A 23,801-nucleotide genomic window follows, 5' to 3' on the forward strand; every position below is an offset into this window, starting at 1 on the left:
CCTATGAAAACGTAAATGTTAGCACACGAAGAATCAGACCATAGAGAGTTAATGTAATATAAGCAATTGTAAAAAGTAGAAAGTTAAAACGCCAAATTCCTTTTGTTACCTTTGTTAATATTATTTCTTCTTTTATCCTCCAGTGGACAATGACAAAAACGATAGCAATCATAATCATAACCAATAATATTAACCAGATAAATGATTTTCCCCATATCGTATTCATTAAAAAATAAACAGAAATGATAAATAATATAGTTGTATAATCAATGGCAATATGAAAGGACTTTTTGTGATCTTTAGTCCAAATTTTACTCATAAAGAAAACCAGAAAAAAACCGACAAATGGCATAATAAATAAAATCGTTAATAAAAAATTTAGGATTGTACTCACAAATGATCTCCCCTTTCATCCTGTTCTTTCCCTTTAATCAAATAATATAAGGTTTCAATTTGGGGAGTATGTTTTTTCTGTTTAGCTGCCTCATCTAATAAATACCCCAAAATGGCCTCGATTTCTGTTAATCGACCAGCTTCTATATCTTTGAGCATAGATGAGCGATTATTAGCAGTATTTTTGCAAATTTTAAGAACTTGCTCCAAATACATCTCCTGATTTTCTAAACCTAATATATTACATATTTCAAGAAATAGATTAACTAACACTTTATAATAATACTGATTTTGTATCAATGCACCGTTTTTCACTCCAAGAATTGCGGTTAACGGATTAATAATTGCATTGACAATTAATTTATTCACCATCATTTCACGATAATCCTTTTTAATAAAGATTGGAAATTCTTTAGGGGTAAGCTCTGATAAATGACGGAGAGGCTCTATTTTACCCTTTAAAACAGCTGCATTGGTAATTCCTACGCCATTATGAAAAACGACATTAGAACCTTGTTTTAAGGCACCATGTTCGACCGTTCCTACAAATAAATTTTTAGCCTGAATATTTTCTAACAATTTTAAATGCCCCATCCCATTTTGTAGGAACAAGAAATTTTCACAAAAGATACTTTGGAATCTTATAGGTTCAATAATAGATTGTAATTGATACTGTTTAACAGCAATAATTGTAAAATCATCTAAACCCGCCCATTCTGTAACCGGACAAGCATTTACAAAGGCTATTGATTGTTCTGATCCTTTTTTGATTAAAATTCCGTATTGATTAATCTCAGCTGCTTGTTCGACAGTTCTAGTGTATAGATTCACCTCAAAAGTTTTACTGAGGTAAGATGCAAATAACAATCCTATTGAACCAGCACCAATTATTCCAATTTTCATTATAAACCCTACTTTACAAACGAATTTCTATCCGTATTTTATCAGATTATTAACACTTTTATATGAAAATATAAAAAATCCCAAGTCAAATGACAAGGGATTAACAATTTTACACAGGGTAAACAGGATGTTTTCTGACACTAAATTGCAGTTCTTTTGTTTCATAGTAACTAAAGCGTTGAATCAATACATCTCTCAGTTCTGATGGAGCAACAATTTCATCTACAATAAGCTCTGAAGCTAGCTTGTAAATATCAATATGCTCCTTGTATTCTTTATGCTTAGCCTGAACAAATGCCATCTTTTCCTTCGGATCTTTGATTTCATTAATCTTATTTGAATAGACAGCATTTACGGCTGCTTCGGGACCCATAACGGCAATTTGAGCTGTTGGTAGAGCGATACAACAATCTGGTTCAAAAGCAGGACCAGCCATGGCATAAAGACCTGCACCATATGCTTTTCTCACGATAACAGAGATTTTCGGAACAGTTGCAGAGCTCATTGCCGCAATAAGTTTAGCCCCGTGACGGATAATTCCTGCACGTTCCACTTTCGTTCCAATCATAAAACCTGGAACATCCGCAAGAAATAGTAATGGGATATGAAACGCATCGCATAATTGAATGAACTTTGCCGCTTTATCGGCAGAGTCAACAAAAAGGACTCCTCCCTTAATCTTTGGCTGATTAGCAATAATTCCTATAGCTCTACCGTCAATTCTTGCTAACCCTGTAATGATTTCAGGAGCAAAAAGTTTCTTAATTTCATAAAAACTATTCTGGTCAACGAGACGATCAATGCATTCGTACATATCGAATGGTGCATTTTGATTTTCCGGTATGATCGTTTCCAGATCACGCCCTTCTTTAGCTGGCACTCCTTGAATTTTTTTTGGCTGTTCTTTAAAGCTGGATGGGAAAAAGCTGAGATATTTCTTGGCAGATTCAATGGCTTCCTCCTCACTGTAAACAAGAACATCGCCACAGCCACTCACAGTGCAATGCATTCGGGCCCCGCCCATTTCCTCCAGTGTTACTTTTTCACCAATTACCTTTTCGGCCATACGTGGTGATCCTAAATACATGGAAGCATTTTGATCAACCATAATGACAATATCACAAAAAGCCGGAATATACGCACCACCTGCTGCTGAAGGACCGAATAAAATACAAACTTGAGGAATCATTCCTGAAAGCTTTACTTGGTTGTAAAAAATTCGGCCGGCTCCACGTCGGTTTGGAAACATTTCCAACTGATCCGTTATTCTTGCACCTGCAGAATCGACAAGATAGAGTAATGGTACCTTTAACTTCTCTGCGGTTTCTTGAATTCGAATTATTTTTTCTACAGTCCGCGCACCCCATGAACCAGCTTTGACCGTTGAATCATTCGCCATTACACAAACTGTTTGACCGTTGATCTTACCAATACCAGTAACAACTCCATCTGCTGGAAGATCACCAGCAGAAAAGTTGGCAAATTTACCGTCCTCTTCGAATTTTCCTTCATCAAATAATAATGCCAGTCTTTCACGGACAAATAGTTTCTTTTGTTCCTTTGCCTTTTCGTGATATTTTGGATGCCCTCCTGCTTCTATTTTTCTTCTGTATTCGTCTAATTGATTATTTAGTGTATATGACGCTACCATAATAGCTCCTCCTTGCTTATCCTAAAACCAATAAAACATCGCCTTCGTTAACAAAATCACCGATGTTGACTTTTACTTCTTTTACTACCCCTTCGATACCGCTTTCAATTGGAATTTCCATTTTCATCGATTCAAGCATTAATACTTCCTGTCCCGGATTTATTTGATCGCCTTCTTTTGCAAAAATATTTAATACTGTTCCTGCCATACTTGCTGTAATTTCTTTCATTTTTGTACACTCCTTATTTCACTAATTGTTTCGTTAAAAAGTTGGTTGTGTATTTACCATTTCTAAAATCTTCATTTTCAAGAATAGTTGAGAAAAGAGGTGCATTTGTTTTAATTCCTTCGATTTGAATATTCTTGAAAAACATTTCTGCTGAACGAATGGCATCTTTTCTCGTGCTTCCGTAAAAAATACATTTAGCGATCATTGGATCATAAAAAGGAGTTACTGTTCCCCCTTCTTCATATCCTGAATCGATTCGAACCCCATCAAATTGATTCCAATTTAATGTTGTGATTTTACCCGGTGACGGTAAAAAGCGGACAGGGTCTTCTGCATATAGGCGAAATTCAATTGAATGTCCAGTTGATTGAATTTCACCCTGTAACAGTGGGAGAGATTCACCTCTTGCAACAAGAATTTGCCATTTTACTAAATCCAAACCAGTAACCATCTCAGTAACAGGATGTTCTACCTGCAGTCTAGTGTTCATTTCCAAGAAATAAAAATTTTCATTTTCATCCACAATAAATTCAATGGTACCAGCATTGGAATAGTTCACAGCTTTCGCTGCTTTAATAGCGGTGTTATACATTTTCTCTCTCACAGAAGCAGAGAGAAATGGTGAAGGAGATTCCTCTATTACCTTTTGATGTCGTCTTTGAATTGAACAGTCCCGTTCAAATAGATGGACAATGTTTCCATAACTATCTCCAAATATTTGAACCTCAATATGTCGAGCATCAGCAATATATTTTTCAATAAAAACCTCATCTGAACCAAAATATGCCTTTGCCCGAGATTTGGTTGATTCAAATGACTTAACGAGCGCTTGCTCATTTTCACAACGAATCATACCTATACCACCGCCGCCTCCACTAGCTTTTAGCATAACGGGGTAGCCAATTTTCTCTGCTAAGTTTATTGCTTCCTCTACGGTTCTAATTCCTGAACTACTTCCTGGTACTACTGGTACTCCAGCTTTTTCCATTGTTTGTCGGGAGGCAATTTTATCTCCCATTAATTCAATGGTATTAGGATCAGGTCCAATAAAAAGGATTCCTTCATTTTTTGTTTTTCTGGCAAATGCTGCGTTTTCGGATAAGAAACCATATCCCGGATGGATCGCATCTACTTTTTCAGATTTCGCAATAGCTAAAATTTTATCAGCCTGTAAATAAGATTTATTAACCGGTGGTTCCCCTATACAAACAGCCTTTGTCGCTTCCTTGACATACGGCATATCTTTATCTGCTTCAGAGTAAACAGCAATTGTTTCAATTCCCATTTCCCGGCAAGTCCGAATAATCCTTAATGCAATTTCTCCACGATTAGCAATTAAAATTCTTCTCACCAAATTTCCCCTTTCATACCCCAATGTTTGCTCCATTTTAGATATTTCTACATTTATGTCTAAATTTCCTGCAAAATTTGAAAACGCTTCCTACTTTTTCATAGAAGAATTTTTTGTTCTTTTGTTATATAATTAAATTAATTCGTTTGAAAAATTTAAAAAATGATTCATTTCATTTTATTCAGAAGTACAACAAGATATACAATTGTTTGATTTGGGAGGAAGGATTATGGGGACAAAAGTAGAGAAACTAAAAATAAACTTTAAAACACTCGAAGAATTTAAAAAATTTAAGGAATACGGACTTCAAGAACTTTCTATGTTGGAAGATCTCGAGGCCAATATGGTAGATAATGATATTGAATCACCATTTTATGGAATCTATTTTGGGGATAAGCTAGTAGCCAGGATGAGTTTATATCAGATTGATGCTAAATATGACCGCTATTTTTATCCACCACAAAATTATTTAGAATTATGGAAACTAGAAGTACTTCCTGATTACCAAGGTCGTGGGTATGGAAGAATGTTAGTTGAATTTGCAAAAAGTTTTGGTTTGCCAATTAAAACAAATCCTAGAGTTCAATCTCGAGATTTTTGGGAGAAAATGGGCTTTACAAGTGTAGATTATGATATGGAACGTGATAGAGGGGAAAACCCGCTTGTATGGTATCCAGAAGGGGTTAAAGCACAATAATACCAATGTATTAGAATCAAAAAACATAAGCGGACAAAATATGTCCGCTTTACTTATTACTTTTCCACTCTTTCTAAATTTCCGTTTTTATCCATTTGGAATTTTACTTTTTGTTGTCTATCCTCATCTTGAAAGACTACCATCTTTCGAGCTCGTTCCATGATTTCCAGCAAGGAACGGTAATCCTCTTCTATTGCTTTTAAACTTTTAGTAAGTCTTTCATTTTCAGCTGCCAAATAGTATGTTTCCTTTTCTAATTCTTTTATTTTTTCCGAAAACCGCTGTCTCTCTTCTTCCAGTACTCCTATATCTTTTGCTTTCTTATAGAGATACTCTAAATAATGAATTACCACAGAAAATGTAATGGAACCTTGTTCAGTTTCAAAAGAGGATCCGGCACCAATATTTTGAGTTTCATTCATTTGGCTATCTTTTTGTGGAACAGTTTGTTTTTTTAATTCCTTTCTTTGTTTCTTAGCAAGCTCAATTCCTGATTTATATTGTTTCCTGACAAAAGAGTTCCATCTAAAGCCACAAGCTGCAGGTGTTCTGGAAAGTTGTTTTCCCACTTCCTCGAATGCTTGCAGCTGTGTTCCACCCTCTCGAATATGTCTTAGCACCACTTCTGCAAGCAGTAAATCCTCATCTTGTGTCCATGCATCTTGCCGGGTTGGTGACATTGGAATCTCCCTCCTAGTAGTGTTTTATAAAACATATGCATCTACTAGAAAAGATAGACTTAAACAACCTCAAGGATCACTGTTTTTCAGCCAATTTTTTATGGATAAATGATTTAACATAGTTTAAATGGGCTTCACTTTTCCAAAGAATGGAGCAATTTCTTACCTCTTCTTCTATCCTCTTTTGGAGCCCACTTGCCTTCCATTTTTGTATCCACAATTTTTTATAAGATTGTAATACACTGACATCCTTACTAAGGAATTTTTCTAGAAACTTTTCACATTCTGTTATATGGTCATCTTCATAAACCATATCGAAAAATCCAACACTACTTAAAAATTCAGCTGGGTATAAGTCAGCTTCCATTAAAATTTTCATAGCAACTGAATGAGGCAATTTTTCTGTCAAAATTGATCCGCCTCCCCATCCGGTAGTGATCGCCTGATTTCCTTGAACGAATCCAGCTTTAATTCCTTTTTTGGCTAATCGAAAATCACATGCAGCAGCTAATTCACAACCCCCACCAACTGTTATCCCATTCATAAGTGCAACAGTAGGGATTGGCAAGGTAAGCAAAGAGTAAAGTATTTCTGCCATTTTAGATAACATTGTATAAGCATCTTGTTGGGTTTCGAGAAGATGAAATACAGAAAGGTCACCACCCGAACAGAATGCTTTCTCCCCCTCACCGGTAATAACAAGGGCTTTTATACCAGGTTCAGTTGACAGTTTAATTACCTCAGATAACCCTTCCATGACCTCATAATTAATGGCATTTCGCTTTTCATTTCTTGTGATCGTAAATAATATATAGCCTTTATCTCGTTTTTCGATCGAAAAAGACAAACCTTTCACCCACCCGTTTATATGATCAGTAAAAGCCAACAAAATGACAAAAGCACAAGGGCATTGTGCTCCTTGCGCTTTATCTTAGCAATTATTAGTTGTTTACTACATCTTTGCCTTTGTATGTTCCACAAGCCTTACATACGCGGTGAGCTAGTTTCATTTCACCACAATTAGGGCATTCTACCATACCAGGTACGTTTAATTTAAAATGAGTACGGCGTTTTCTTTTTGCAGTTTTAGAAGTTCTTCTAAAAGGTACAGCCATTCTTCCCACCTCCCTTAAAGAGTAATATAAAGTCATGAAGGCCAGGAATGCTGGATCTTCACTTTGCTTCTTTTATTTTCCGATTATGATTCGGAAGAAGAATGGTTTTTGTCAAAAAACTTAGCAAGTCCTGCAAGTCTCGGATCAATCTTTCCAGACTCCGATTCTTCATGAATGACTTCCCAATCCTTGCCCGATTGAGGTGCTGCATCTTCAGATACAACATCATCATCACAAAACACTTGCATAGGTACTTCAAGTAAAAGTATTTCGCGAATGACTGGTTTTAAATCAATCACATCGCCTTTTACCTGGTGTGCTTCCTCATCAGTTTCGAAAACAGTATCTTGCAACAGGAATGTTTCTGTTGTTTCGACATTAATCGGAAATTTTACATCTACTAATGTACGAGAACAAGGAAGAATCAGATACCCGTTAATTTTTAGATGAAAAGTTACTTTCGATGGATCGATATCAACACGGCCTGTGATATGCATAGGTGATACATCCCTTATGTTGGAATCATCCTGCATTAACTCATCAAACCGTACAATTTCATCAATCAGGAATTCCTTGTTTCGATATTTTTGTAATTGTGATAATGTCCATTTCAAGCGAATCACCCCAAGGCAACAAAGGTAATTATAGCCTTCGATAATATTTTTGTCAATATTTTTTCTTTACACCTATGATGGTGAATAAAATTAAAAATTTTTCCATACTAGTGTATCCAATCTTAACAATTACAAACATCCATAACATCTTAACATAACCAACGATTGAATTCCTTAAAATTTTGCTATAATGGTAATAATTATAATGTAGCAAGGAGAAAGCGAATGAAAGCAGTTGGTATTATTGTTGAATATAATCCATTCCATAATGGTCATGCTTTTCATTTGGAAGCTTCCCGCAAAGTAACGAATGCAGATATTGTAATAGCTGTCATGAGCGGGAACTTTCTTCAAAGAGGAGAACCTGCTTTAGTTTCAAAGTGGTACCGGACAAAAATGGCCTTACTTAATGGAGTAGATCTTGTATTTGAGCTACCTTACGGATTCGCAGTCCAAAAAGCTGAAACTTTTGCAAATGGAGCAGTCTCTATTTTGGATGCTGTTGGATGTGACTATTTATGTTTTGGTAGTGAAAGTGGTGACATTGATTCCTTTTATCGTACGATTCATTATCTCAATGACGAACATGAGAAATATGAAAATAATATAAAGCAATTTATGAACAAAGGTGTAAGCTATCCAAAAGCATTAGCTTTATCCTATCAGCAACTACCTAACTCTGAAAATGTTCTCGATTTATCCAGACCAAACAATATACTTGGTTTTCATTACATAAAAGCAATAATTGGGCAAAACAGTTCAATTAAGCCAGTGACAGTAGCGAGGAAAAATGCAAATTACCATGATGAAAATTTCGCCTCTGAAACCATTGCTAGTGCTACAAGCATCCGCAAAGCAATATTCTCAGATGATAAAAAAATAAATATAAGCCAATACGTACCAGAACCAACAAAAAAGCTGCTCGATGAATATGTGAATCATTATGGTATGTTCCATCACTGGGAAAATTATTGGGACTATTTACAATTTCAGCTAATCCAAGCCTCAAATGAAGAATTACAAGAGGTTTATGAGGTAGAGGAAGGACTAGAAAATCGAATGAAAGCAGCAGCGATTCATTCTACTAGCTTTCAAGAGTTTATGCAAAAAGTAAAAACAAAGCGGTATACTTGGACTAGATTACAAAGATTATGTGTTCATATTTTAACAAATGCACAAAAAATGGAGATGACCAAGTTCACAGAAAAAGCCTCTTATTTAAGGCTCTTAGGGATGACAACTTTGGGAAGAGACTATTTAAATCAAATGAAAAAACACTTTAGCCTCCCTCTTGTATCAAAATTATCTTCTTTTAAAGGAAGAGAGATTACGTTTGATATAAATGCAGCAAGGATTTATGCTATGGGACTTGGAGGAATACAAAGACAACTAATGTTAAAACAGGAATTCATAGAACCCCCCATATACATAAAGAAATAGGATGGTATCAAACCCAACCTATTTCTTTTCTACCAGTTTTTCCAAATAAGCGACAGCTTCCTCGAAAGTATCTACTGGTACAATTTTCATTTTTGTTTGAATTTCACGGGCGGTTTTTAAGGCCTCCTGATAATTGGAATCCTCTGAACCTTCTTCATTTGGGGCAAAAAAGATATCGGCTCCAGCCCTGTCAGCTGCTACAATTTTTTGCTCAATTCCTCCAATGGGACCTACTTTTCCTTTTACATCAATTGTACCTGTTCCCGCTATGCGATAACCTTTCGTTAAATCTTCTTTCGTTAATTGATTATAGATTTCCAAAGCAAACATTAATCCTGCAGATGGACCACCAATCTGATCCGTATCGACTTTCACTTTCGGATCAACGACAATATCTTTATCGTCAACTAAAGTAATACCAATTCCTACCTTATTTGGCTCTTCTCTAAAAGGCTTAAGTGATAGCGTAACCTTTTTTTCTTCATTGGATCTTTTAAAAGTTAGAGTCACTTTTTCATCCGGACCCTTTTGACTAATATATTTAATAAATTCTTCAGAAGAAACAAATTCCTGTCCATCTATTTGATAAATTCGATCCCCTGCTTTAAGCTTTCCGTCAGCAGGCATTCCAGGAATAACCTGCATAACATATATCCCTTTATATTCATAATGAACTGGTAATCCTGCTTTTTTATACGCTACTTCGATGGCATTCAGTTTAGATGAAGCCATTAATTGAAGCTGTCTTACTTGATATTCCTCTTCTGTCTCGTCTTCACTTAAAATCATTTCTATTGGGTAGATTTCTTCATATTTCCTAAACTTAGCTTCTAGATAGGAATAAATATTAGCTCTTCCCATTCTTACGGTTGTAAGCATAAAACTCCCTTTTTCGTCATGGCCATTTTCCACCTCGATGATGGGAGACAGTTCTTTAGCCATCCCCGGCTTTGAAACATAATATGGTAAGGAATAATACATGCCTCCAATAAATAATACGACAAAGAATATTAAGGAAGCTATTGAGTACTTTTTCCGCAAATTCACATCACTCTTTCCAATGCTCTATTTCCTGTTTAATTTTGTCGAGATTTTTCCTTGCTTCTTCCTCACCAAGTTTAATGATTTCTTCAATATTGGTAAATGCTTTGGAACTATATTTCTCGACTGGAGGGCGAATCATTATATTAGCCGCCATTTCCCGATAATTTTTTATCTCGGTTTGCATGATGTCTAGGCTTTGCATGATGACATCATAAATAGAGGAAATTTCGGCATTACGCTTAACCATGGAGACATCGACAGCAATGACAATATCAGCCCCCATTTCTTTGACTACAGAAATAGGAACACGGTCAGCGACTCCTCCATCTACAAGCATTCTTCCCTCATACTTTTCAGGAACAAAAATACCCGGTATTGAAATACTTGCTCTGACAGCATCAGCTACAGGTCCTTTTCTAAATACCACTTTTTCACCGGATAATAAATCAGTAGCTACTATTCCAATTGGAATAGACAAATCCTCTATGTTTTTTCCATGAGTAAAAACTCTAATAAACTCTTTAATCTTCTTTCCAGCTATAAAGCCCATTTTAGGTACAGTAAAGTCTAAAAAATATTTCCGCTTAAATGCCATTGATAATTTATACAAATGATCAAGATCAATGCCTGCCCCATAAAAGCTGGCCACTAAAGCTCCCATACTGCTTCCAGCAATTAAATCTATCGGGATCCCTGCATCTGTTAATACCTTAATAACACCTAAATGAGCGAACCCGCGTGCACCACCTGAACCAAGTGCCAAGCCTATACTTGGCCGTTTCATAGACTTTACCTCCTAATTGTCAATATCGCTTCAAATCATTCACATTCAATAAAATCTCATGGTCTAAACTATGGTTCCATGAGTATATTTTATTAATATGAGGACAAGGTTTTTTTGAAGGAATGAAACTATTTTATCACTGAAATTAATGAGATGCATTTATTATATGCCGGGAAGGAGGCCCTTCATTGATTCTTTCAAAACTTAAAACACTACTATTAGCATTTTCAGGCACCATTTTAGCCATTTCACTGATCATGTATCCACAGGAGTCATTCGAAGCCTCTATCCGTGGTCTCAATATGTGGTGGAAGGTTGTATTTCCGTCGCTCTTGCCTTTTTTTATTGTTTCTGAAATGTTAATAGGTTTCGGGGTAGTGAAGTTCATCGGCGTTTTGTTAGAGCCATTTATGCGACCATTATTTAAAGTTCCCGGAGTGGGAGGTTTTGTTTGGGCGATGGGTATGGCCACCGGCTTTCCAGCAGGTGCAAAATTTACCGCAAGAATGCGCCAGGAAGGACATTTAACACGAATAGAAGCAGAAAGACTTGTTACCTTCACTAATTCATCTAATCCCTTATTCATCTTTGGAGCTGTTGCCGTAGGATTCTTTCATAATACGCATCTAGGAATATTGTTAGCAGCATCTCATTATTTAGGGAATATTTGTGTAGGTATTATTATGCGTTTTTATGGCAAAGAGTCCCCGGAAGATATGCGAGAATACCGAAAAAAACATAAAATACGTGATGCATTAGCTGTACTGCATCAAACAAGAATCAGAGATAATAGACCCATTGGTAAGCTTCTTGGTGATGCTGTAAATTCATCGATTCAAACATTATTAATGGTTGGCGGTTTTATCATACTTTTTTCCGTAGTGAACAAATTGCTGTTTCACTTACATATTACCGAGACATTGGCGAAGTTCATAGAGACTTTACTTTCCTCACTCGGCTTTCCAGAAATGTTAAGTATTCCCTTTATTTCAGGGTTATTTGAGATTACTTTAGGCAGTGAATTAACAAGCCGGGTGGAAGATGCCTCCCTTCTTCATCAAGCAGCCATCACTAGCTTTATTTTAGGGTTTAGCGGTTTCAGCGTACAAGCCCAAGTAGCGAGTATTCTTGCACAAACCGATATTCGCTTTCCACCATTTTTTATTGGTCGAATTTTCCAAGGTTTTTTTGCCAGCATTTTCACCTTTATTTTATGGAATCCAATTTATGTGCGCCTCAGTCAAAAGGAAGTACCCTCCAATTCAATTCCAGTATTTGGAGGCGGTATAAGGGCAAAGGATTTTTTTCATCAAATGATTGAAATTGGACCACTCATTACCATCTTTTCACTATTATTGTATGTAATGGTATTATTTTTCCGTTTGATAAGTGATAAAAAGAGCTAAGCATGAATGCTTAGCTCTTTATTAATTACTAGAAAATTTCTTCTGTAATACTTTTTCCACCTCTGGAGGAACGAGCTCTGAGATTTTCGCATGATATTTGGCTGCTTCTTTAACGATGCTAGAGCTCAAAAAGGAATATTGGTTATTTGTCATCATAAAAAATGTTTCTATATTTTCATTTAGTACACGGTTCATGGAAGTAATCTGCATTTCATATTCAAAATCAGAAACTGCCCGAAGTCCTCTTAAAATGACATTAGCATTTACACTCTTTGCATAGTCAACAAGCAAACCTGAAAACTGGTCTACCTGAACGTTGGGTATGTCCATTGTCACTTCTTTAATTAATTTTATCCGTTCATCCACCGTAAACAGCGGATTTTTTGATGAATTATTTAAGACGACAACATAAACCTTATCGAATATTTTGGCTCCTCGCCGAATGATATCTAAATGACCATATGTAATCGGGTCAAAGCTTCCCGGACAAACGGCTATTCTTGACAAGATGGCTCCTCCTAACTCTCCATTCCACTTTCATAAATTGTTACTGCGATAATTCCGTATTTTTCATGTTTCTTTTGAATAAACCGCCCAACTGATTGTGGTAGTTCTACTTCAAAGCTATGCTCACAAACAATAATACCGCGATCATTCACTAAATTATTAATATCCAATTTCTCCATTAAATTAACAAGTTGTTGTTTTTTATAGGGAGGGTCCAAAAAAACATAATCAAAGTGAATTTCTCTTTTTGTTAGTGCTTTTATGGCCCTTTCGGCATCATTTCGGTAGATCTCTGCTTTTTCTGCAAAATTACATGCTTTAATATTCTGATGAATGATTTGTACGGCCTTGGGATCCCGGTCAATAAAGATTACTTTATCTACTCCTCTGCTAAGCGCCTCAATACCAAGTCCTCCACTGCCAGCAAAGAGATCTAAACCAATTCCACCATCAAAATATGGCCCTATTATATTAAAGATAGCTTCTTTCACTTTATCAGTTGTAGGTCTGGTTGTATTACCAGGTACTGCTTTTAATGATCTCCCTTTACAAGTCCCTGAAACTACTCGCATGAACAAATCACCACATTTTTTTACAGAAATCGACTGTCTTAATACATCCTAACATAAACTACAAATTGTAGACAAATCCCTAATCTCATTTTCGAAATTATCCGAATTTGAAATATGAGATAGGATTTTTTATAAATCAGGTATAAGGTTTTGGGGAGTGGAAATACTGAAGATAACAACATCAATTCGAGGATGTTGTTGCCAACCGCGGAGAAGACTTACGTTTCCCCATAAGTTCTTCCTCCGGTTTCTCCTCTCCCTTTGCCTTCTATCCTTTTAAGGAGTTAGAAGGACCCTGCAGGTTTCTGCAGGGTTTTTTTTTCGTCTCAAAAAAAGTGAGGGCTATTTGCCTCACTTTTAAATACCTAATTTATAATCATATTCTTTTGCTTTATCCGGAGTTGACTCATATTCCAATTTTAAAAATGGTTTATAAGATGGCTCGACCTGTTTTACAAAAGAGAATGTTTTAAGTTTCTCAATAATCTCTTCTATTTCATCTTGATTACAGTATAAAACAACATATTTTAGTTTCTTCGATACATAATGAACATTACCAAATCGTCTTAACATTTTAGCTTGTTTTAAAGAATATAGCCAAACAACCAATCCTTGTCTTTGAACAAACATTTTCCCCTTTAACCCTTCCAACATTTTTATTAAGTCTAGCATATAAAAACATTCTTTTTCAATATGAATTGTTAACTTGCCACTTTATTTGTGCTAAGGTAATTTACATTCTCTGACAACCTAATGGATTCCACATAACATAAACCATTGCGAGTTCTTCCCCTGTAAATCTTTAAACAATGTAGTATTCCAGCAAGCTAATCTATTCATAATAAATATATATGTAAGAAAAAAACAGCATAAGAGCTGTTTTTTATCCACAGCCGCAGCTACCGCCTGCACCACAGCCATGACCGTTATCAAAGAATGGGTTGCCTGTTGGGACTTTTATATGCTTAGACACTGCTCCGCCAATCAACAGACTAATCTCATCCAAAAGACTTTGGAAGTCATTTTCAGCCAATTTAAACTCTGCCACATATGGATCCATGTCCATTTCACGTTTATATTCTCGGATTTGTTTCATGACCTTAAAATAATCAGGATGGTATTTACCAAACCTCTGTACTTCCTCGTATCGCTCTTTCATGCTGACAAATCGTTGAATTTTTTTCTGAGTCTCCTTGTTATTTTGCATTTTATATAAACAAATTCTATATTGTTCAGCGATATCTGATTCCAATACCATTTTTGCCAATTCTTCGGCAAAGTCTAATATTTCTACTCTTTCTGTCGTAGCAAGCATTTATTTGCTCACCTCCAAAAACATTTTAACATGACAATTGAGTAAAAGCGAAAATTTCCTATTTGCTTGGGATATTTACTAAAAATTCTTTCGTTAACCCATATGGAATATTATGTAAATTAACGACTTCCAATTTTATTTTATGCCCACCTGATGATAACCCTTTAATCATAAAAGCTGCCTTTGTAGCTTCGAACTTTTTTAATCCGTCTACCCAGACAATGATTTTTCCATAATTTTTCTTAGAAGGGTCTGATTCACGAAATGTAATTCCTGTTACCAAGCATTCAACTAATACTGTATTTCCTCTAGTTTCATGATGTACAAATATGGAAGGGAATTCATTTTTCTTTTCTTCTGCATTACTTACATCAATAGCCCAAATCATTACAAAAATATTCATGAGTACAATCAAAATCGGGATTCTCTTCATCATCGTTGTCACTCCTTCTTTAAGTTATATTGTTCACTTCCATATCATATTTTATTTAATAACAAAAAGGCCGTATCATGATTATTCGGCCTCTACTTAATTTTGATTTTTCATTGCTTGAAACATGGAATACATCATTGTCGCCATTTGTACCCCTTGCGAAAACTTTTCTACTTGATCGGGTATTGTTTTTTTATAATAATGTAATGATGCCACCTCAAGTGCCTGCAAATCATATGGATTTCGAGACAATTTTCTATACCATTGAGGCTGTTGTCGGATAAATTGTTTCAAATCCTTTCGGCTCTCTAAATACTCCATTACTTCTCTTCTCATTGTTACTTCACCTCATTAGTCTTGTCTAAAAGTAAATGGATTTTTAGGTCCTTGTTGCTGCTTCACTTGACTCCCTTGCGGTGAATGCCCTGCCTGAAATTGAGAGATTAGTCCTTGAACAGCTTCAAGTGCCTGACTCACATTATTTAGATAATATTGAAGCTGATTAGGATCCATTTTTTTTATTAAGCCTAAAATATTGGACACGAAATCCCCTTTAGAATCTGTATCCTCATTTGACTCTCCCTCGTCATTAGCACCAATCATTTCCCAGCGCTTATCATCTTCCCCTAATAAATACCAATCCTCATATAACTCTTGCCAAGTTGCCTTTCCTTTTCTAACCTCTTGAATGATTTTCGGGTTATTTTTTACAAATTCCTTAAATTCTAGAACGGATGGGTGCAATTTTTTTTTCATGATTTACTCACCTCTATCCAAATTCATCCCATTAATACAATATGACTAATATATAAAATGGTGAAAAGCCTGCTTTGTCATAAAAATATTTATTATTCAAACTTTTAATGGTAAGATGACTTAAGAATAAGTAATGAAAGAGGTTTCTATATGAAAGAGGAATTGAGAAAATTATTAGAAGAATGTATAGATAGGGGCTCTGAGAAGGATCTAGATGCCATGGCTCATTTATTAAAAGGGATTCAACTCAAGATAGAAAATAATCATGACGCTTTTATTGGTGGACTTTTACATATGGATAGGAAATTTGAAGACAAGACCTGTGAAATTACTGTTCCTATTCATCCTATCATTAATAATAATTTAAATATTGTTCACGGGGGAATAACAGCTACTGTTCTTGATACTGCTATGGGATCACTTGCAAATTATATTCTCCCAGAGGGTTATGGCGCAGTAACAAATCAATTGAATATTCATTATATTGCTCCCGGGATAGGGGATTTTCTTCGCTGCAAAGCTGAGATTGTTCATCAAGGTACGAAAACCATCGTCATTTCAGGTGAAGCTTATCGAAGTGATGGAAAGAAAATTGCCTATGCAACTGGTACATTTTTTATAATAAAAAAGTAGGCAGTAAGGGGTTGAAAAGATGGTCACTGCCATTGTCATCCCAATCATTTGCATTTATTTCTGGTGGTTAACCCGTAAAGAAATAAAAGAACATGATCAGAAATGGCTAGCATTAAAAAATATCACCCATGAAGCAGTTATAACTGGAGAAATTAAAGATATCACTGAGGAAAAACAACGGTTTTATTACCACCGATATATCTTTATTCAAACTCTAAAGGTACAATCAGAATCCAAAACGATTACTGCTAAAAAAATAACACCCATAACAAAGGATATGAAAACGGATCAATTCATTGTTGGAAATAAAGTACGCTTTTTTGGGTGCTGGGAAGGCAGTACATTTATATTTAACCACTATGAAACAATGAAACAGAGGGAAAACTTTTTGAACCCAACAAAAAGGTGACCTTATATAGTCACCTTTTTGTTCCCATTGTTGTCCACTATTAATCTGTTTTCTGAATAAAATTTTGTGTATAATACTTCTTATAAACCCCAACACCAATATGTGAAAAATCTTTGTTCAATAATACTCCACGATGTTCTTTACTATTTAGCCAGCCTTCGATGGCTGCAGGTGCATCAATGTAGTTGGCTGCAATATTTTCTCCAGCATTCTTGTAAGTAATATCAGCATTATTTAAACGATCTGTCAGGCTGCCGTATTTTTGCGACTGGTGAGAGAAATCATTGCTTTCAGCCATATCTTTGCTGTGTCCATAGGCAACTTCTGCAGTCTTTTCATCCCAAATTAATGGTTTTAGCTTAAATCTTTGTCTGATTACATTTGTGATTTCTGATATTTGCTGTTCTGTCCCCTTTTCAATTTCTTTCCACATCTCATCACTAGGTACCTCTGATTCGATTAACTCTCCACGATATATTAGCTCATACGGCCGCTGCTTAATTAATGTATCAGCATTGATGAAACGAACACTAGATAAAGTTCCAGTAAACTTATCTATATAAAGTTGAGAATAAATATCACCTAATTGAACAACTGGTCGAAGATTTAAATCAGTATCATTCAATTCAAATCGATAGGAATTACCATCCTTTTCAATACTAATATTCGTATCTATAAAATGTTTTTTAAAAATCTCTTCAATAGGTTGTCCTATCTTAAATGGAAAAATATTTAACCGCTCTCCTAGAGCAAATATTGTCACCACGCGATTATTTTCAACTCCCACTTGTACGTAGTGTTGATAATCTTTATTATAAATATGCCATTGATACCCATATAATGTTTCATCAATTCGCTGTGGCTGACCGAGCACTTTTTCTAGTTCTGAGACATCCTTCCCAATGAAAAATGACAATCCTTCCGTTGGTCTTTTTGTATTTTTTTTCGGCTGATGTGAGACATATTGTGCTCCATTTTGCGTCATTTTTAATGTTTGATCCTCTTTAATTAAGATCCTATCTTGTTTATCTCCTTTAATACCTAAATAAAATGCGATGGTTAAAATAATTACAGAAAGTATTAATATTCTAAAAAGTGTATGCAGAGGCTTTCACCCTCTCTAATCCAATTACAACCATTATTTCGTTAGAGGAAGTTATATAATTCAATTGTAACATATTTAGTAATATGGATATTTGGAAATGTAAAATTATTAAATAAAAATATAAAAACAGGTACAAATGCACCTGTTTTGTATGCTTATCCTTATTCTATACATTTCTATTAATGCTGTAATTCATTATAAGTTTGTTCAGATATTTGTGATAAAGCCTGTTTAGCTTGGTCATCTGTCAACTCACGCACAGCAAAGTCACCCAATGAAACAATCCCAACCAATTTCCCATTCTCAACAACCGGAAGTCGGCGAATTTGGTGCTCAGCCATTAATTTTGCTGCTTCTCTCGTCGTAGTATCAGGAGATACAGTAATAAGTTGATCACTCATGATATCTTGCACTTTTGATGATGCAGGGTGCTTTTCAGCAATACATCTTATGACAATATCGCGATCTGTAATCATCCCCACAAGCCTATCTTGATCAACAATTGGTATTGCACCTACATTTAATTCCTTCATCTTTACTGCCACTTCATATACATTATCAAGTAATGAACAACTCTCCACATCTTTAGTCATGATCTCACAAATTTTCTCCATTATGTTGCCTCCTAAAGATTCATGGTTAACTGTAATCTAGTTTCTCCTTTATCTGTACCAATTATTCGTTAAATGATTTCATTGCAAGTTATTAAAATTTCATCTATTATTGAAATGAGGAAAACTTGCTTTAATACAGAATGCATGGGACTGTTTTTAGGAGGGATATTATGAAATTCGAAAATACAGGAATTGAAAAATTTAAAGCAGATTTAAATCGTTTAGATGAGGTTATGCATAATCACGGTTTAATTCGAGCAGGACAATGGGATTACGAACGAGTTACATACGACAGAAAATTTGAAATGAGAGAAGGAGTATTTTACCTACGTGTCCAAGGGTATGCAATTGAAGGAGATGTAGATACATTTAAGGCCACCATACAGCTAATGACTCCGCTTTTAGGTAAATATTATTATCCACATGGAGTAGAGTATGGTGAAGGAGAAAATTTCCCTAACTCCTTAGTAAATCAATGTAAAAAAATTCTAGAAGATGTTAAAAACGAAATAAGCAAGTTTGCTGAGCAATAAAAAAAGTGCTAGCTTATCTTGTTTAGCTGGCTAAATTCTTCTTCCAAACGTATTTACTTTTGGAAGACTCGGCGCTAGAGTACTGAGCTAGGTATTAATCGAAGTTGAAAAATACATTCTTTATCCTATAAAGAAGACGCATGAAAATCATGCGTCTTTTAGTTTAAAATCCTAAAATAGCCTTGATCATAGAGGTTGTTTCTCCGCCCTGGTAAAAAACGTATAGCAAAAGATAAACTACTACACCTGTTATTGCTGTAAAAAACCAAACAATACTTGCAATTGGACCAAGCTTTCTATGAACAGAAAGTTTGTCTTTATAACCAGTATATAAAGACAAACCACCAAGTATTGCCCCTATGGTTGATAAGGAAATGTGGAAAATAAGAAAAATGGTATAATAAATTTTAATCTCATCTGGTCCGCCAAAGGCTGTATTTCCAATAAAAACAGTTCTTGAAGCATAAATAATAAAGAATATCGTAGCAAATATTGCAGCAATAAACATAGACTTTTTATGTGCCTCTATTTTTCTTTGTTTAATTTGCCACCAACCTATTGCCACAGTAATCCCGCTCAAAACGATAAAAGTGGTACTTATCGTAGGTAAAATCGGTAACGACGCCATAATTTAGTCCTTTCTTTTTATGTATTCTACAAATTATAGTAGTAAAACCACTCTCTTTTTTCAATAAAAAAATCTCCCAAAGGAATGGGAGATTATTTAATCAGTGAAGGATTCAAATCCTCTCTCTGCTGATTTGTTTCCTCTTGATCTTTACGAAACCATTCAAAAAAAACATGGGCAAGGATTACTCCATATATAATTTCCTGCATTACTTTCATTAATACCCCACCCAACTGTTGATCATGGACTAAGGACATTGAACTGAATAACTCAGGCCCACTTAAATTCAGATTATTAAAGGTTGCAGGACCCACACATAAAGCCATAACTTTCCCCCAAACAGCTGGATCGGAATAAGTGGCATAAAGTGAAGTATCTGCAAAAATAATTAAAGCACAAGCCGGGGTTATAAGAATGCCATCTGCGAATAAGTACCCAACTTTTTTTAGTCCATTTAATGTCTGATGCTCAGGTAATTGATTTATTAATGGCCACCACATGAATATAGCAACAATAAAAAGAACAATAGAATATCCCGCATGCAACCAAATATTTTGCATAACACGGTCAAATATCATCGGAATATGATAAAACGAAAATAACCCATTAAAAACAATTAATGCGATGAGCGGTTTCGTGAAGAAAGTAAATAGATATTTAATAATGTTAACAGACAACAACCTTCTCCAAACCCACACCGGAACGCTAATAATAAATATTGGTGGTATAACCAGCAGTAATGTAGCCATTTGAATCATATGAACATAGAACATTAGATGGGCCATTACATCTAATGGAGAACCTTTAATAACATATATAAGAGCCATAGAAATGAAAAATAAGATTCCTTGTTTTTTTGTTAACGGCTCACTGTCAGGAAATAAGTTTCTAAATTTAATTGTTAAAAGATAGAAGAGCACTGTTATTACGATAAGAGTGCATAAAAAATAAGGACTCCATAGTGCTTTAAAGCCAAACATTTCTATTCCAAGCACTGAAAATCGCCACCATTTCATCGAAAATGTCATTAATAATATTATACCGATTACTAATTGGTTTAGCAAAATAACATATATACCAATATTTCCAACACTAAAAAAGAAAATCGGCTAATCAGCCGATTTTCTTAGATTTTCAAATTACCACCATACGATTGTCATGAAGGCCAAAACCATTACTAAACCCAAGCCCAAGCCTGAAAAAAGAAACAGTGATGGCGCTTCATGCCCTTTATGACTCATATGCATAAAATAGTAAAGCTGAAACACAACTTGAACAAATGCCAACAGGATAATAAAAGGTACTGTAAACCATGCAGTAAAACCTTCAATTGCTACTGCCGCAAATGCAACAAGAGTTAAGAAAATCATTAAAGTGAAAGAAACAACTTGATATCTCATTTCTTCCGCATTTTTTTTGCGGCGATATTCAAGGTCGACTCTTGGGTTACCTGAATTAATTTGTTGATTTGCCATCGGTTTATCCCACCATTCCCATTAAGTAGACTACAGTAAAGATAAATACCCAAACTACGTCAATAAAGTGCCAATAAAGACTAGCTACATAAAATTTTGGAGCATTATAAAGATTCAATCCACGTTTTGAGTTTCGAATCATTAATGCTAAAATCCATCCAAGACCAAAAGTTACGTGAGCGCCGTGGAAGCCTACCAGTGTATAAAAGGCAGAACCAAAGGCACTACTTGTAAATTTATGGTGATATTCATGGACATAATGGTTGAATTCATAAACCTCTAATCCTAAGAAACCTAATCCAAGAAGTACTGTAATTCCAAGCCACAGCATCATTTTTTGTGAGTTAAAGTTTTTCATATGATACATGGCGTAAACACTAGTTAATGAACTTGTTAAAAGCAACATAGTAGCAACGAAAGTCAGCGGAAGATCAAATAAATCTTTCGCTAACGCATGGTCAGCGCTCGGAACCTTATCCTTTAAGGCAAGGTAAGTAGCGAAGAGAGAAGCGAATAAAACTGTCTCTCCTCCTAAGAATAACCAGAAACCAAGAAATTTATTTTTTGCTTCAAGGGTTGATTTCTCCGGCTCTGCAGGCCATGTTTCATAAGTTAATTTTTCTTCAGCGTGCATTATGCCTTAACCCCCTTATCATTGTCATCCATTAATTCCTCTTTATGAATATGGAATCCATGGTCGTCTTTTAATGAACGTACTAGCATAGAACCAAAAGTGATTAGCAATCCGATAATAATTACAGGAACAGCCCATGACTTTTCTCCATTATATAATGCGCCAAATGAAGCCACAAACAGTCCAAAAACCATAACAAATGGAATGAAGGATGCATTCGGCATATGAATATCGCCAAGCGGTTCTGCTGGTGTCATACCTTTTTTACCTTCCATTTTCTCCAACCAATATGGATCCAATCCACGGACAAGTGGAAGCTGTTTAAAATTATAGAATGGCGGTGGTGAAGGAATAGACCATTCAAGTGTTCTACCGTCACCCCATGGGTCATTTCCAACTTTCTCATTCTTAACAGATGTCACAATGACATTTATTAAAAGCACAATTACACCTGCAGACATGAATGCTGCACCAATAGAGCTGATTAAGTTTGACATTTCAAATCCTTGTCCTGGAAGGAATGTGAAGACACGACGCGGCATTCCCCAAAGTCCAAGGAAGTGCTGAATAAAGAATGTCATATGGAAACCGATAAAGAATAACCAGAATGTAATTTTACCTAGCTTTTCGTTTAACATGGTTCCAAATATTTTTGGCCAATAGAAGTGAGTAGCAGCAAATACTGCAAATACTACCCCACCAACAATAACGTAGTGGAAGTGTGCAACAACGAAATAACTATCATGATATTGGTAGTCTGCTGCAGCAGAAGCTAGCATTACCCCAGTTACTCCACCGATTACAAATGATGGAATGAAAGCGAATGCCCAGTACATTGGCGTAGTAAATTTAACGCTTCCTCCCCACATTGTTAACAGCCAGTTAAAAATCTTAATACCTGTTGGAACACCAATTGCCATTGTTGCAACAGAGAAAATTGCGTTTGCAACAGGACCTAAACCAGTAGTAAACATATGGTGTGCCCAAACCATGAATCCTAAGAAACCGATTAGCACCGTTGCAAATACCATCGATGAATATCCAAATAAACGTTTTCTCGAAAATGTGGAGAAAATATCAGAGAAAATACCAAATGCAGGAAGTACTAGAATATAAACTTCAGGGTGTCCGAAAATCCAGAATAAATGCTCCCAAATAATTGTGTTACCACCATTTTCTGTGATAAAGAAGTTCGAACCGAACATACGGTCAAACATCATTAATGTAAGACCAACAGTTAATGGCGGAAATGCAAATAAAATTAATGCAGATGAAACGAATGTTGCCCAGGTAAATAGAGGCATCCTCATATAAGTCATCCCTGGTGCACGCATATTAATAATCGTAACTAAGAAGTTAATACCACCAATTAGGGTTCCGATACCTGAAATCTGTAAACCTAATACATAGAAATCGATACCATGACCTTTTGAGTGGATAGCTAATGATGCATAAGATGTCCAACCAGCATCAGGTGCACCACCTAAAAACCAAGAAAGGTTTAGGAATACTCCACCAAAAAAGAATAACCAGAAACCAAGTGCATTGACAAATGGGAACGCAACATCACGAGCTCCAATTTGCAATGGCATTACCGCATTCATAAATGCAAACAATAATGGCATGGCAGCAAGGAAAATCATAGTTGTTCCGTGCATCGTGATAATTTCATTAAATGCACCGGCGCTTACAAAATCATTATTAGGTACTGCAAGCTGGATCCGGATAAATACAGCCTCGATTCCTCCTAAAAGGAAGAAAAATCCACCTGCAATGAGATATAGGATGGCAATTTTTTTATGGTCAACGGTAGTTAAGTAATCCCAAATGACCGAGCCTAATCCTTTCTTTTGAGCAAAGGTACTCACAGTTTTACCTCC

At 35.5% G+C, this 23,801-nt stretch carries 31 protein-coding genes; 6 read left to right on the plus strand and 25 right to left on the minus strand.

Features of this window, described 5'->3' with window-relative positions; genetic code table 11:
- Window position 1: 1 nt before the first annotated feature.
- From GZA11_RS07615 to GZA11_RS07635, 5 genes are all read right to left on the minus strand, one after another.
- A complete protein-coding gene (locus GZA11_RS07615; protein ID WP_038540850.1) occupies window positions 2-394 on the minus strand; it encodes a DUF3397 domain-containing protein in 393 nt (130 codons plus the stop codon).
- On the minus strand, window positions 391-1,296 hold the full coding sequence (locus GZA11_RS07620) for a 2-dehydropantoate 2-reductase (protein WP_163183380.1): 906 nt from the start codon (window positions 1,294-1,296) through the stop codon (window positions 391-393). Before GZA11_RS07620 ends, GZA11_RS07615 begins: the two co-directional genes overlap by 4 nt.
- 109 nt (window positions 1,297-1,405) lie before the next feature.
- Complete coding sequence (locus GZA11_RS07625; protein WP_038540844.1) at window positions 1,406-2,947, minus strand: acyl-CoA carboxylase subunit beta; 1,542 nt, start codon at window positions 2,945-2,947, stop codon at window positions 1,406-1,408.
- Window positions 2,948-2,963: 16 nt separating this feature from the next.
- Window positions 2,964-3,176 (minus strand): acetyl-CoA carboxylase biotin carboxyl carrier protein subunit, encoded by a 213-nt coding sequence (locus GZA11_RS07630; RefSeq protein WP_038540840.1) that lies wholly within the window; start codon window positions 3,174-3,176, stop codon window positions 2,964-2,966.
- Between the two features lie 13 nt (window positions 3,177-3,189).
- On the minus strand, window positions 3,190-4,527 hold the full coding sequence (locus GZA11_RS07635) for an acetyl-CoA carboxylase biotin carboxylase subunit (RefSeq protein ID WP_163183381.1): 1,338 nt from the start codon (window positions 4,525-4,527) through the stop codon (window positions 3,190-3,192).
- A 229-nt stretch (window positions 4,528-4,756) separates the two neighbouring features.
- Here GZA11_RS07635 and GZA11_RS07640 point away from each other — a divergent pair, with 229 nt between their 5' ends.
- The gene (locus GZA11_RS07640) at window positions 4,757-5,224 is read left to right on the plus strand and encodes an N-acetyltransferase (RefSeq protein ID WP_038540834.1); all 468 of its coding nucleotides are present in this window, start codon (window positions 4,757-4,759) and stop codon (window positions 5,222-5,224) included.
- A gap of 56 nt (window positions 5,225-5,280) precedes the next feature.
- Here the strand turns inward: GZA11_RS07640 and GZA11_RS07645 are convergent, their stop codons facing one another.
- From GZA11_RS07645 to GZA11_RS07660, 4 genes are all read right to left on the minus strand, one after another.
- Window positions 5,281-5,904 (minus strand): RsfA family transcriptional regulator, encoded by a 624-nt coding sequence (locus GZA11_RS07645; RefSeq protein WP_163183382.1) that lies wholly within the window; start codon window positions 5,902-5,904, stop codon window positions 5,281-5,283.
- Window positions 5,905-5,980: 76 nt separating this feature from the next.
- Window positions 5,981-6,751: an enoyl-CoA hydratase/isomerase family protein gene (locus tag GZA11_RS07650; protein WP_163183383.1), complete on the minus strand. Its 771-nt coding sequence runs from the start codon at window positions 6,749-6,751 to the stop codon at window positions 5,981-5,983.
- 94 nt (window positions 6,752-6,845) lie between these two features.
- Window positions 6,846-7,019, minus strand: coding sequence for a 50S ribosomal protein L32 (gene rpmF / locus GZA11_RS07655; RefSeq protein WP_038540824.1), 174 nt, complete (start codon window positions 7,017-7,019; stop codon window positions 6,846-6,848).
- A gap of 83 nt (window positions 7,020-7,102) precedes the next feature.
- Window positions 7,103-7,633 carry a YceD family protein gene (locus GZA11_RS07660; protein WP_163183384.1) on the minus strand — a complete coding sequence of 177 codons (531 nt, stop codon included), beginning with the start codon at window positions 7,631-7,633 and terminating at the stop codon, window positions 7,103-7,105.
- A gap of 225 nt (window positions 7,634-7,858) precedes the next feature.
- Between GZA11_RS07660 and GZA11_RS07665 the strand changes: the two genes are divergently transcribed.
- Window positions 7,859-9,073 (plus strand): nucleotidyltransferase, encoded by a 1,215-nt coding sequence (locus GZA11_RS07665; RefSeq protein ID WP_163183385.1) that lies wholly within the window; start codon window positions 7,859-7,861, stop codon window positions 9,071-9,073.
- A gap of 18 nt (window positions 9,074-9,091) precedes the next feature.
- On the opposite strand, the gene GZA11_RS07670 is transcribed toward GZA11_RS07665, so the two are convergent.
- Together GZA11_RS07670 and GZA11_RS07675 are read right to left on the minus strand one after the other, a co-directional pair.
- Window positions 9,092-10,054 (minus strand): SepM family pheromone-processing serine protease, encoded by a 963-nt coding sequence (locus GZA11_RS07670; protein WP_163183399.1) that lies wholly within the window; start codon window positions 10,052-10,054, stop codon window positions 9,092-9,094.
- Between the two features lie 67 nt (window positions 10,055-10,121).
- Window positions 10,122-10,901, minus strand: a complete 780-nt coding sequence (locus tag GZA11_RS07675; protein ID WP_038540815.1) for a patatin-like phospholipase family protein — start codon at window positions 10,899-10,901, stop codon at window positions 10,122-10,124.
- 188 nt (window positions 10,902-11,089) lie between these two features.
- On the opposite strand from GZA11_RS07675, the gene ylbJ reads away from it, so the two are divergent.
- Entirely contained in the window at window positions 11,090-12,307 is a 1,218-nt protein-coding gene (gene ylbJ, locus GZA11_RS07680; protein ID WP_163183386.1) for a sporulation integral membrane protein YlbJ, read from the plus strand.
- A gap of 21 nt (window positions 12,308-12,328) precedes the next feature.
- Here the strand turns inward: ylbJ and coaD are convergent, their stop codons facing one another.
- From coaD to GZA11_RS07715, 7 genes are all read right to left on the minus strand, one after another.
- On the minus strand, window positions 12,329-12,814 hold the full coding sequence (gene coaD / locus GZA11_RS07685) for a pantetheine-phosphate adenylyltransferase (protein WP_163183387.1): 486 nt from the start codon (window positions 12,812-12,814) through the stop codon (window positions 12,329-12,331).
- An 11-nt stretch (window positions 12,815-12,825) separates the two neighbouring features.
- A complete protein-coding gene (gene rsmD, locus GZA11_RS07690) occupies window positions 12,826-13,386 on the minus strand; it encodes a 16S rRNA (guanine(966)-N(2))-methyltransferase RsmD (protein WP_163183388.1) in 561 nt (186 codons plus the stop codon).
- A 357-nt stretch (window positions 13,387-13,743) separates the two neighbouring features.
- On the minus strand, window positions 13,744-14,016 hold the full coding sequence (locus GZA11_RS07695; protein ID WP_038542241.1) for a YlbG family protein: 273 nt from the start codon (window positions 14,014-14,016) through the stop codon (window positions 13,744-13,746).
- Window positions 14,017-14,269: 253 nt separating this feature from the next.
- Window positions 14,270-14,701 (minus strand): YlbF family regulator, encoded by a 432-nt coding sequence (locus tag GZA11_RS07700; protein ID WP_038540797.1) that lies wholly within the window; start codon window positions 14,699-14,701, stop codon window positions 14,270-14,272.
- A 58-nt stretch (window positions 14,702-14,759) separates the two neighbouring features.
- On the minus strand, window positions 14,760-15,137 hold the full coding sequence (locus GZA11_RS07705; protein WP_051968301.1) for a hypothetical protein: 378 nt from the start codon (window positions 15,135-15,137) through the stop codon (window positions 14,760-14,762).
- A 93-nt stretch (window positions 15,138-15,230) separates the two neighbouring features.
- On the minus strand, window positions 15,231-15,470 hold the full coding sequence (locus GZA11_RS07710) for a YlbE-like family protein (protein WP_038540794.1): 240 nt from the start codon (window positions 15,468-15,470) through the stop codon (window positions 15,231-15,233).
- Between the two features lie 15 nt (window positions 15,471-15,485).
- Entirely contained in the window at window positions 15,486-15,890 is a 405-nt protein-coding gene (locus tag GZA11_RS07715; RefSeq protein ID WP_321175665.1) for a YlbD family protein, read from the minus strand.
- Between the two features lie 150 nt (window positions 15,891-16,040).
- Between GZA11_RS07715 and GZA11_RS07720 the strand changes: the two genes are divergently transcribed.
- Window positions 16,041-16,523, plus strand: coding sequence for a PaaI family thioesterase (locus GZA11_RS07720; protein ID WP_038540789.1), 483 nt, complete (start codon window positions 16,041-16,043; stop codon window positions 16,521-16,523).
- A gap of 19 nt (window positions 16,524-16,542) precedes the next feature.
- Window positions 16,543-16,932: a hypothetical protein gene (locus GZA11_RS07725; RefSeq protein ID WP_038540786.1), complete on the plus strand. Its 390-nt coding sequence runs from the start codon at window positions 16,543-16,545 to the stop codon at window positions 16,930-16,932.
- Between the two features lie 40 nt (window positions 16,933-16,972).
- On the opposite strand, the gene GZA11_RS07730 is transcribed toward GZA11_RS07725, so the two are convergent.
- Window positions 16,973-17,917 carry a CAP domain-containing protein gene (locus tag GZA11_RS07730; protein ID WP_081905151.1) on the minus strand — a complete coding sequence of 315 codons (945 nt, stop codon included), beginning with the start codon at window positions 17,915-17,917 and terminating at the stop codon, window positions 16,973-16,975.
- A gap of 299 nt (window positions 17,918-18,216) precedes the next feature.
- Complete coding sequence (locus tag GZA11_RS07735; RefSeq protein ID WP_038540779.1) at window positions 18,217-18,651, minus strand: CBS domain-containing protein; 435 nt, start codon at window positions 18,649-18,651, stop codon at window positions 18,217-18,219.
- Window positions 18,652-18,821: 170 nt separating this feature from the next.
- On the opposite strand from GZA11_RS07735, the gene GZA11_RS07740 reads away from it, so the two are divergent.
- Complete coding sequence (locus tag GZA11_RS07740) at window positions 18,822-19,184, plus strand: YugN family protein (RefSeq protein WP_163183389.1); 363 nt, start codon at window positions 18,822-18,824, stop codon at window positions 19,182-19,184.
- A 163-nt stretch (window positions 19,185-19,347) separates the two neighbouring features.
- Here the strand turns inward: GZA11_RS07740 and GZA11_RS07745 are convergent, their stop codons facing one another.
- The 5 genes from GZA11_RS07745 to ctaD form a co-directional block, all read right to left on the minus strand.
- The gene (locus tag GZA11_RS07745) at window positions 19,348-19,812 is read right to left on the minus strand and encodes a DUF420 domain-containing protein (RefSeq protein ID WP_163183390.1); all 465 of its coding nucleotides are present in this window, start codon (window positions 19,810-19,812) and stop codon (window positions 19,348-19,350) included.
- Window positions 19,813-19,904: 92 nt separating this feature from the next.
- A complete protein-coding gene (ctaG, locus tag GZA11_RS07750; RefSeq protein WP_231314545.1) occupies window positions 19,905-20,807 on the minus strand; it encodes a cytochrome c oxidase assembly factor CtaG in 903 nt (300 codons plus the stop codon).
- Between the two features lie 144 nt (window positions 20,808-20,951).
- Window positions 20,952-21,287: a cytochrome c oxidase subunit IVB gene (ctaF, locus tag GZA11_RS07755; protein ID WP_038540772.1), complete on the minus strand. Its 336-nt coding sequence runs from the start codon at window positions 21,285-21,287 to the stop codon at window positions 20,952-20,954.
- A gap of 4 nt (window positions 21,288-21,291) precedes the next feature.
- Complete coding sequence (locus tag GZA11_RS07760; RefSeq protein ID WP_038540769.1) at window positions 21,292-21,921, minus strand: cytochrome (ubi)quinol oxidase subunit III; 630 nt, start codon at window positions 21,919-21,921, stop codon at window positions 21,292-21,294.
- Entirely contained in the window at window positions 21,921-23,789 is a 1,869-nt protein-coding gene (ctaD, locus tag GZA11_RS07765) for a cytochrome c oxidase subunit I (RefSeq protein ID WP_163183391.1), read from the minus strand. The genes GZA11_RS07760 and ctaD overlap by 1 nt, the downstream gene beginning before the upstream one ends.
- Window positions 23,790-23,801 lie beyond the last annotated feature (12 nt).

Source organism: Neobacillus sedimentimangrovi (genome assembly GCF_010614825.1).
GTDB lineage: Bacteria > Bacillota > Bacilli > Bacillales > Cytobacillaceae > Neobacillus > Neobacillus thermocopriae.

Bases quoted from the DNA above. Each gene is read 5' to 3' on its own strand.
- GZA11_RS07675 (WP_038540815.1), bottom strand. From the start codon at position 10,901: ATGAAACGGCCAAGTATAGGCTTGGCACTTGGTTCAGGTGGTGCACGC.
- GZA11_RS07760 (WP_038540769.1), bottom strand. From the start codon at position 21,921: ATGCACGCTGAAGAAAAATTAACTTATGAAACATGGCCTGCAGAGCCG.
- GZA11_RS07695 (WP_038542241.1), bottom strand. From the start codon at position 14,016: ATGTTTGTTCAAAGACAAGGATTGGTTGTTTGGCTATATTCTTTAAAA.
- GZA11_RS07730 (WP_081905151.1), bottom strand. From the start codon at position 17,917: ATGACGCAAAATGGAGCACAATATGTCTCACATCAGCCGAAAAAAAAT.
- GZA11_RS07725 (WP_038540786.1), top strand. From the start codon at position 16,543: ATGGTCACTGCCATTGTCATCCCAATCATTTGCATTTATTTCTGGTGG.
- GZA11_RS07630 (WP_038540840.1), bottom strand. From the start codon at position 3,176: ATGAAAGAAATTACAGCAAGTATGGCAGGAACAGTATTAAATATTTTT.
- GZA11_RS07735 (WP_038540779.1), bottom strand. From the start codon at position 18,651: ATGGAGAAAATTTGTGAGATCATGACTAAAGATGTGGAGAGTTGTTCA.
- GZA11_RS07665 (WP_163183385.1), top strand. From the start codon at position 7,859: ATGAAAGCAGTTGGTATTATTGTTGAATATAATCCATTCCATAATGGT.
- ctaF (WP_038540772.1), bottom strand. From the start codon at position 21,287: ATGGCAAATCAACAAATTAATTCAGGTAACCCAAGAGTCGACCTTGAA.
- GZA11_RS07700 (WP_038540797.1), bottom strand. From the start codon at position 14,701: ATGCTTGCTACGACAGAAAGAGTAGAAATATTAGACTTTGCCGAAGAA.
- GZA11_RS07720 (WP_038540789.1), top strand. From the start codon at position 16,041: ATGAAAGAGGAATTGAGAAAATTATTAGAAGAATGTATAGATAGGGGC.
- GZA11_RS07745 (WP_163183390.1), bottom strand. From the start codon at position 19,812: ATGGCGTCGTTACCGATTTTACCTACGATAAGTACCACTTTTATCGTT.
- GZA11_RS07705 (WP_051968301.1), bottom strand. From the start codon at position 15,137: ATGATGAAGAGAATCCCGATTTTGATTGTACTCATGAATATTTTTGTA.
- GZA11_RS07715 (WP_321175665.1), bottom strand. From the start codon at position 15,890: ATGAAAAAAAAATTGCACCCATCCGTTCTAGAATTTAAGGAATTTGTA.
- GZA11_RS07640 (WP_038540834.1), top strand. From the start codon at position 4,757: ATGGGGACAAAAGTAGAGAAACTAAAAATAAACTTTAAAACACTCGAA.
- GZA11_RS07625 (WP_038540844.1), bottom strand. From the start codon at position 2,947: ATGGTAGCGTCATATACACTAAATAATCAATTAGACGAATACAGAAGA.
- rsmD (WP_163183388.1), bottom strand. From the start codon at position 13,386: ATGCGAGTAGTTTCAGGGACTTGTAAAGGGAGATCATTAAAAGCAGTA.
- GZA11_RS07645 (WP_163183382.1), bottom strand. From the start codon at position 5,904: ATGTCACCAACCCGGCAAGATGCATGGACACAAGATGAGGATTTACTG.
- GZA11_RS07710 (WP_038540794.1), bottom strand. From the start codon at position 15,470: ATGAGAAGAGAAGTAATGGAGTATTTAGAGAGCCGAAAGGATTTGAAA.
- GZA11_RS07620 (WP_163183380.1), bottom strand. From the start codon at position 1,296: ATGAAAATTGGAATAATTGGTGCTGGTTCAATAGGATTGTTATTTGCA.
- GZA11_RS07670 (WP_163183399.1), bottom strand. From the start codon at position 10,054: ATGTATTATTCCTTACCATATTATGTTTCAAAGCCGGGGATGGCTAAA.
- GZA11_RS07740 (WP_163183389.1), top strand. From the start codon at position 18,822: ATGAAATTCGAAAATACAGGAATTGAAAAATTTAAAGCAGATTTAAAT.
- rpmF (WP_038540824.1), bottom strand. From the start codon at position 7,019: ATGGCTGTACCTTTTAGAAGAACTTCTAAAACTGCAAAAAGAAAACGC.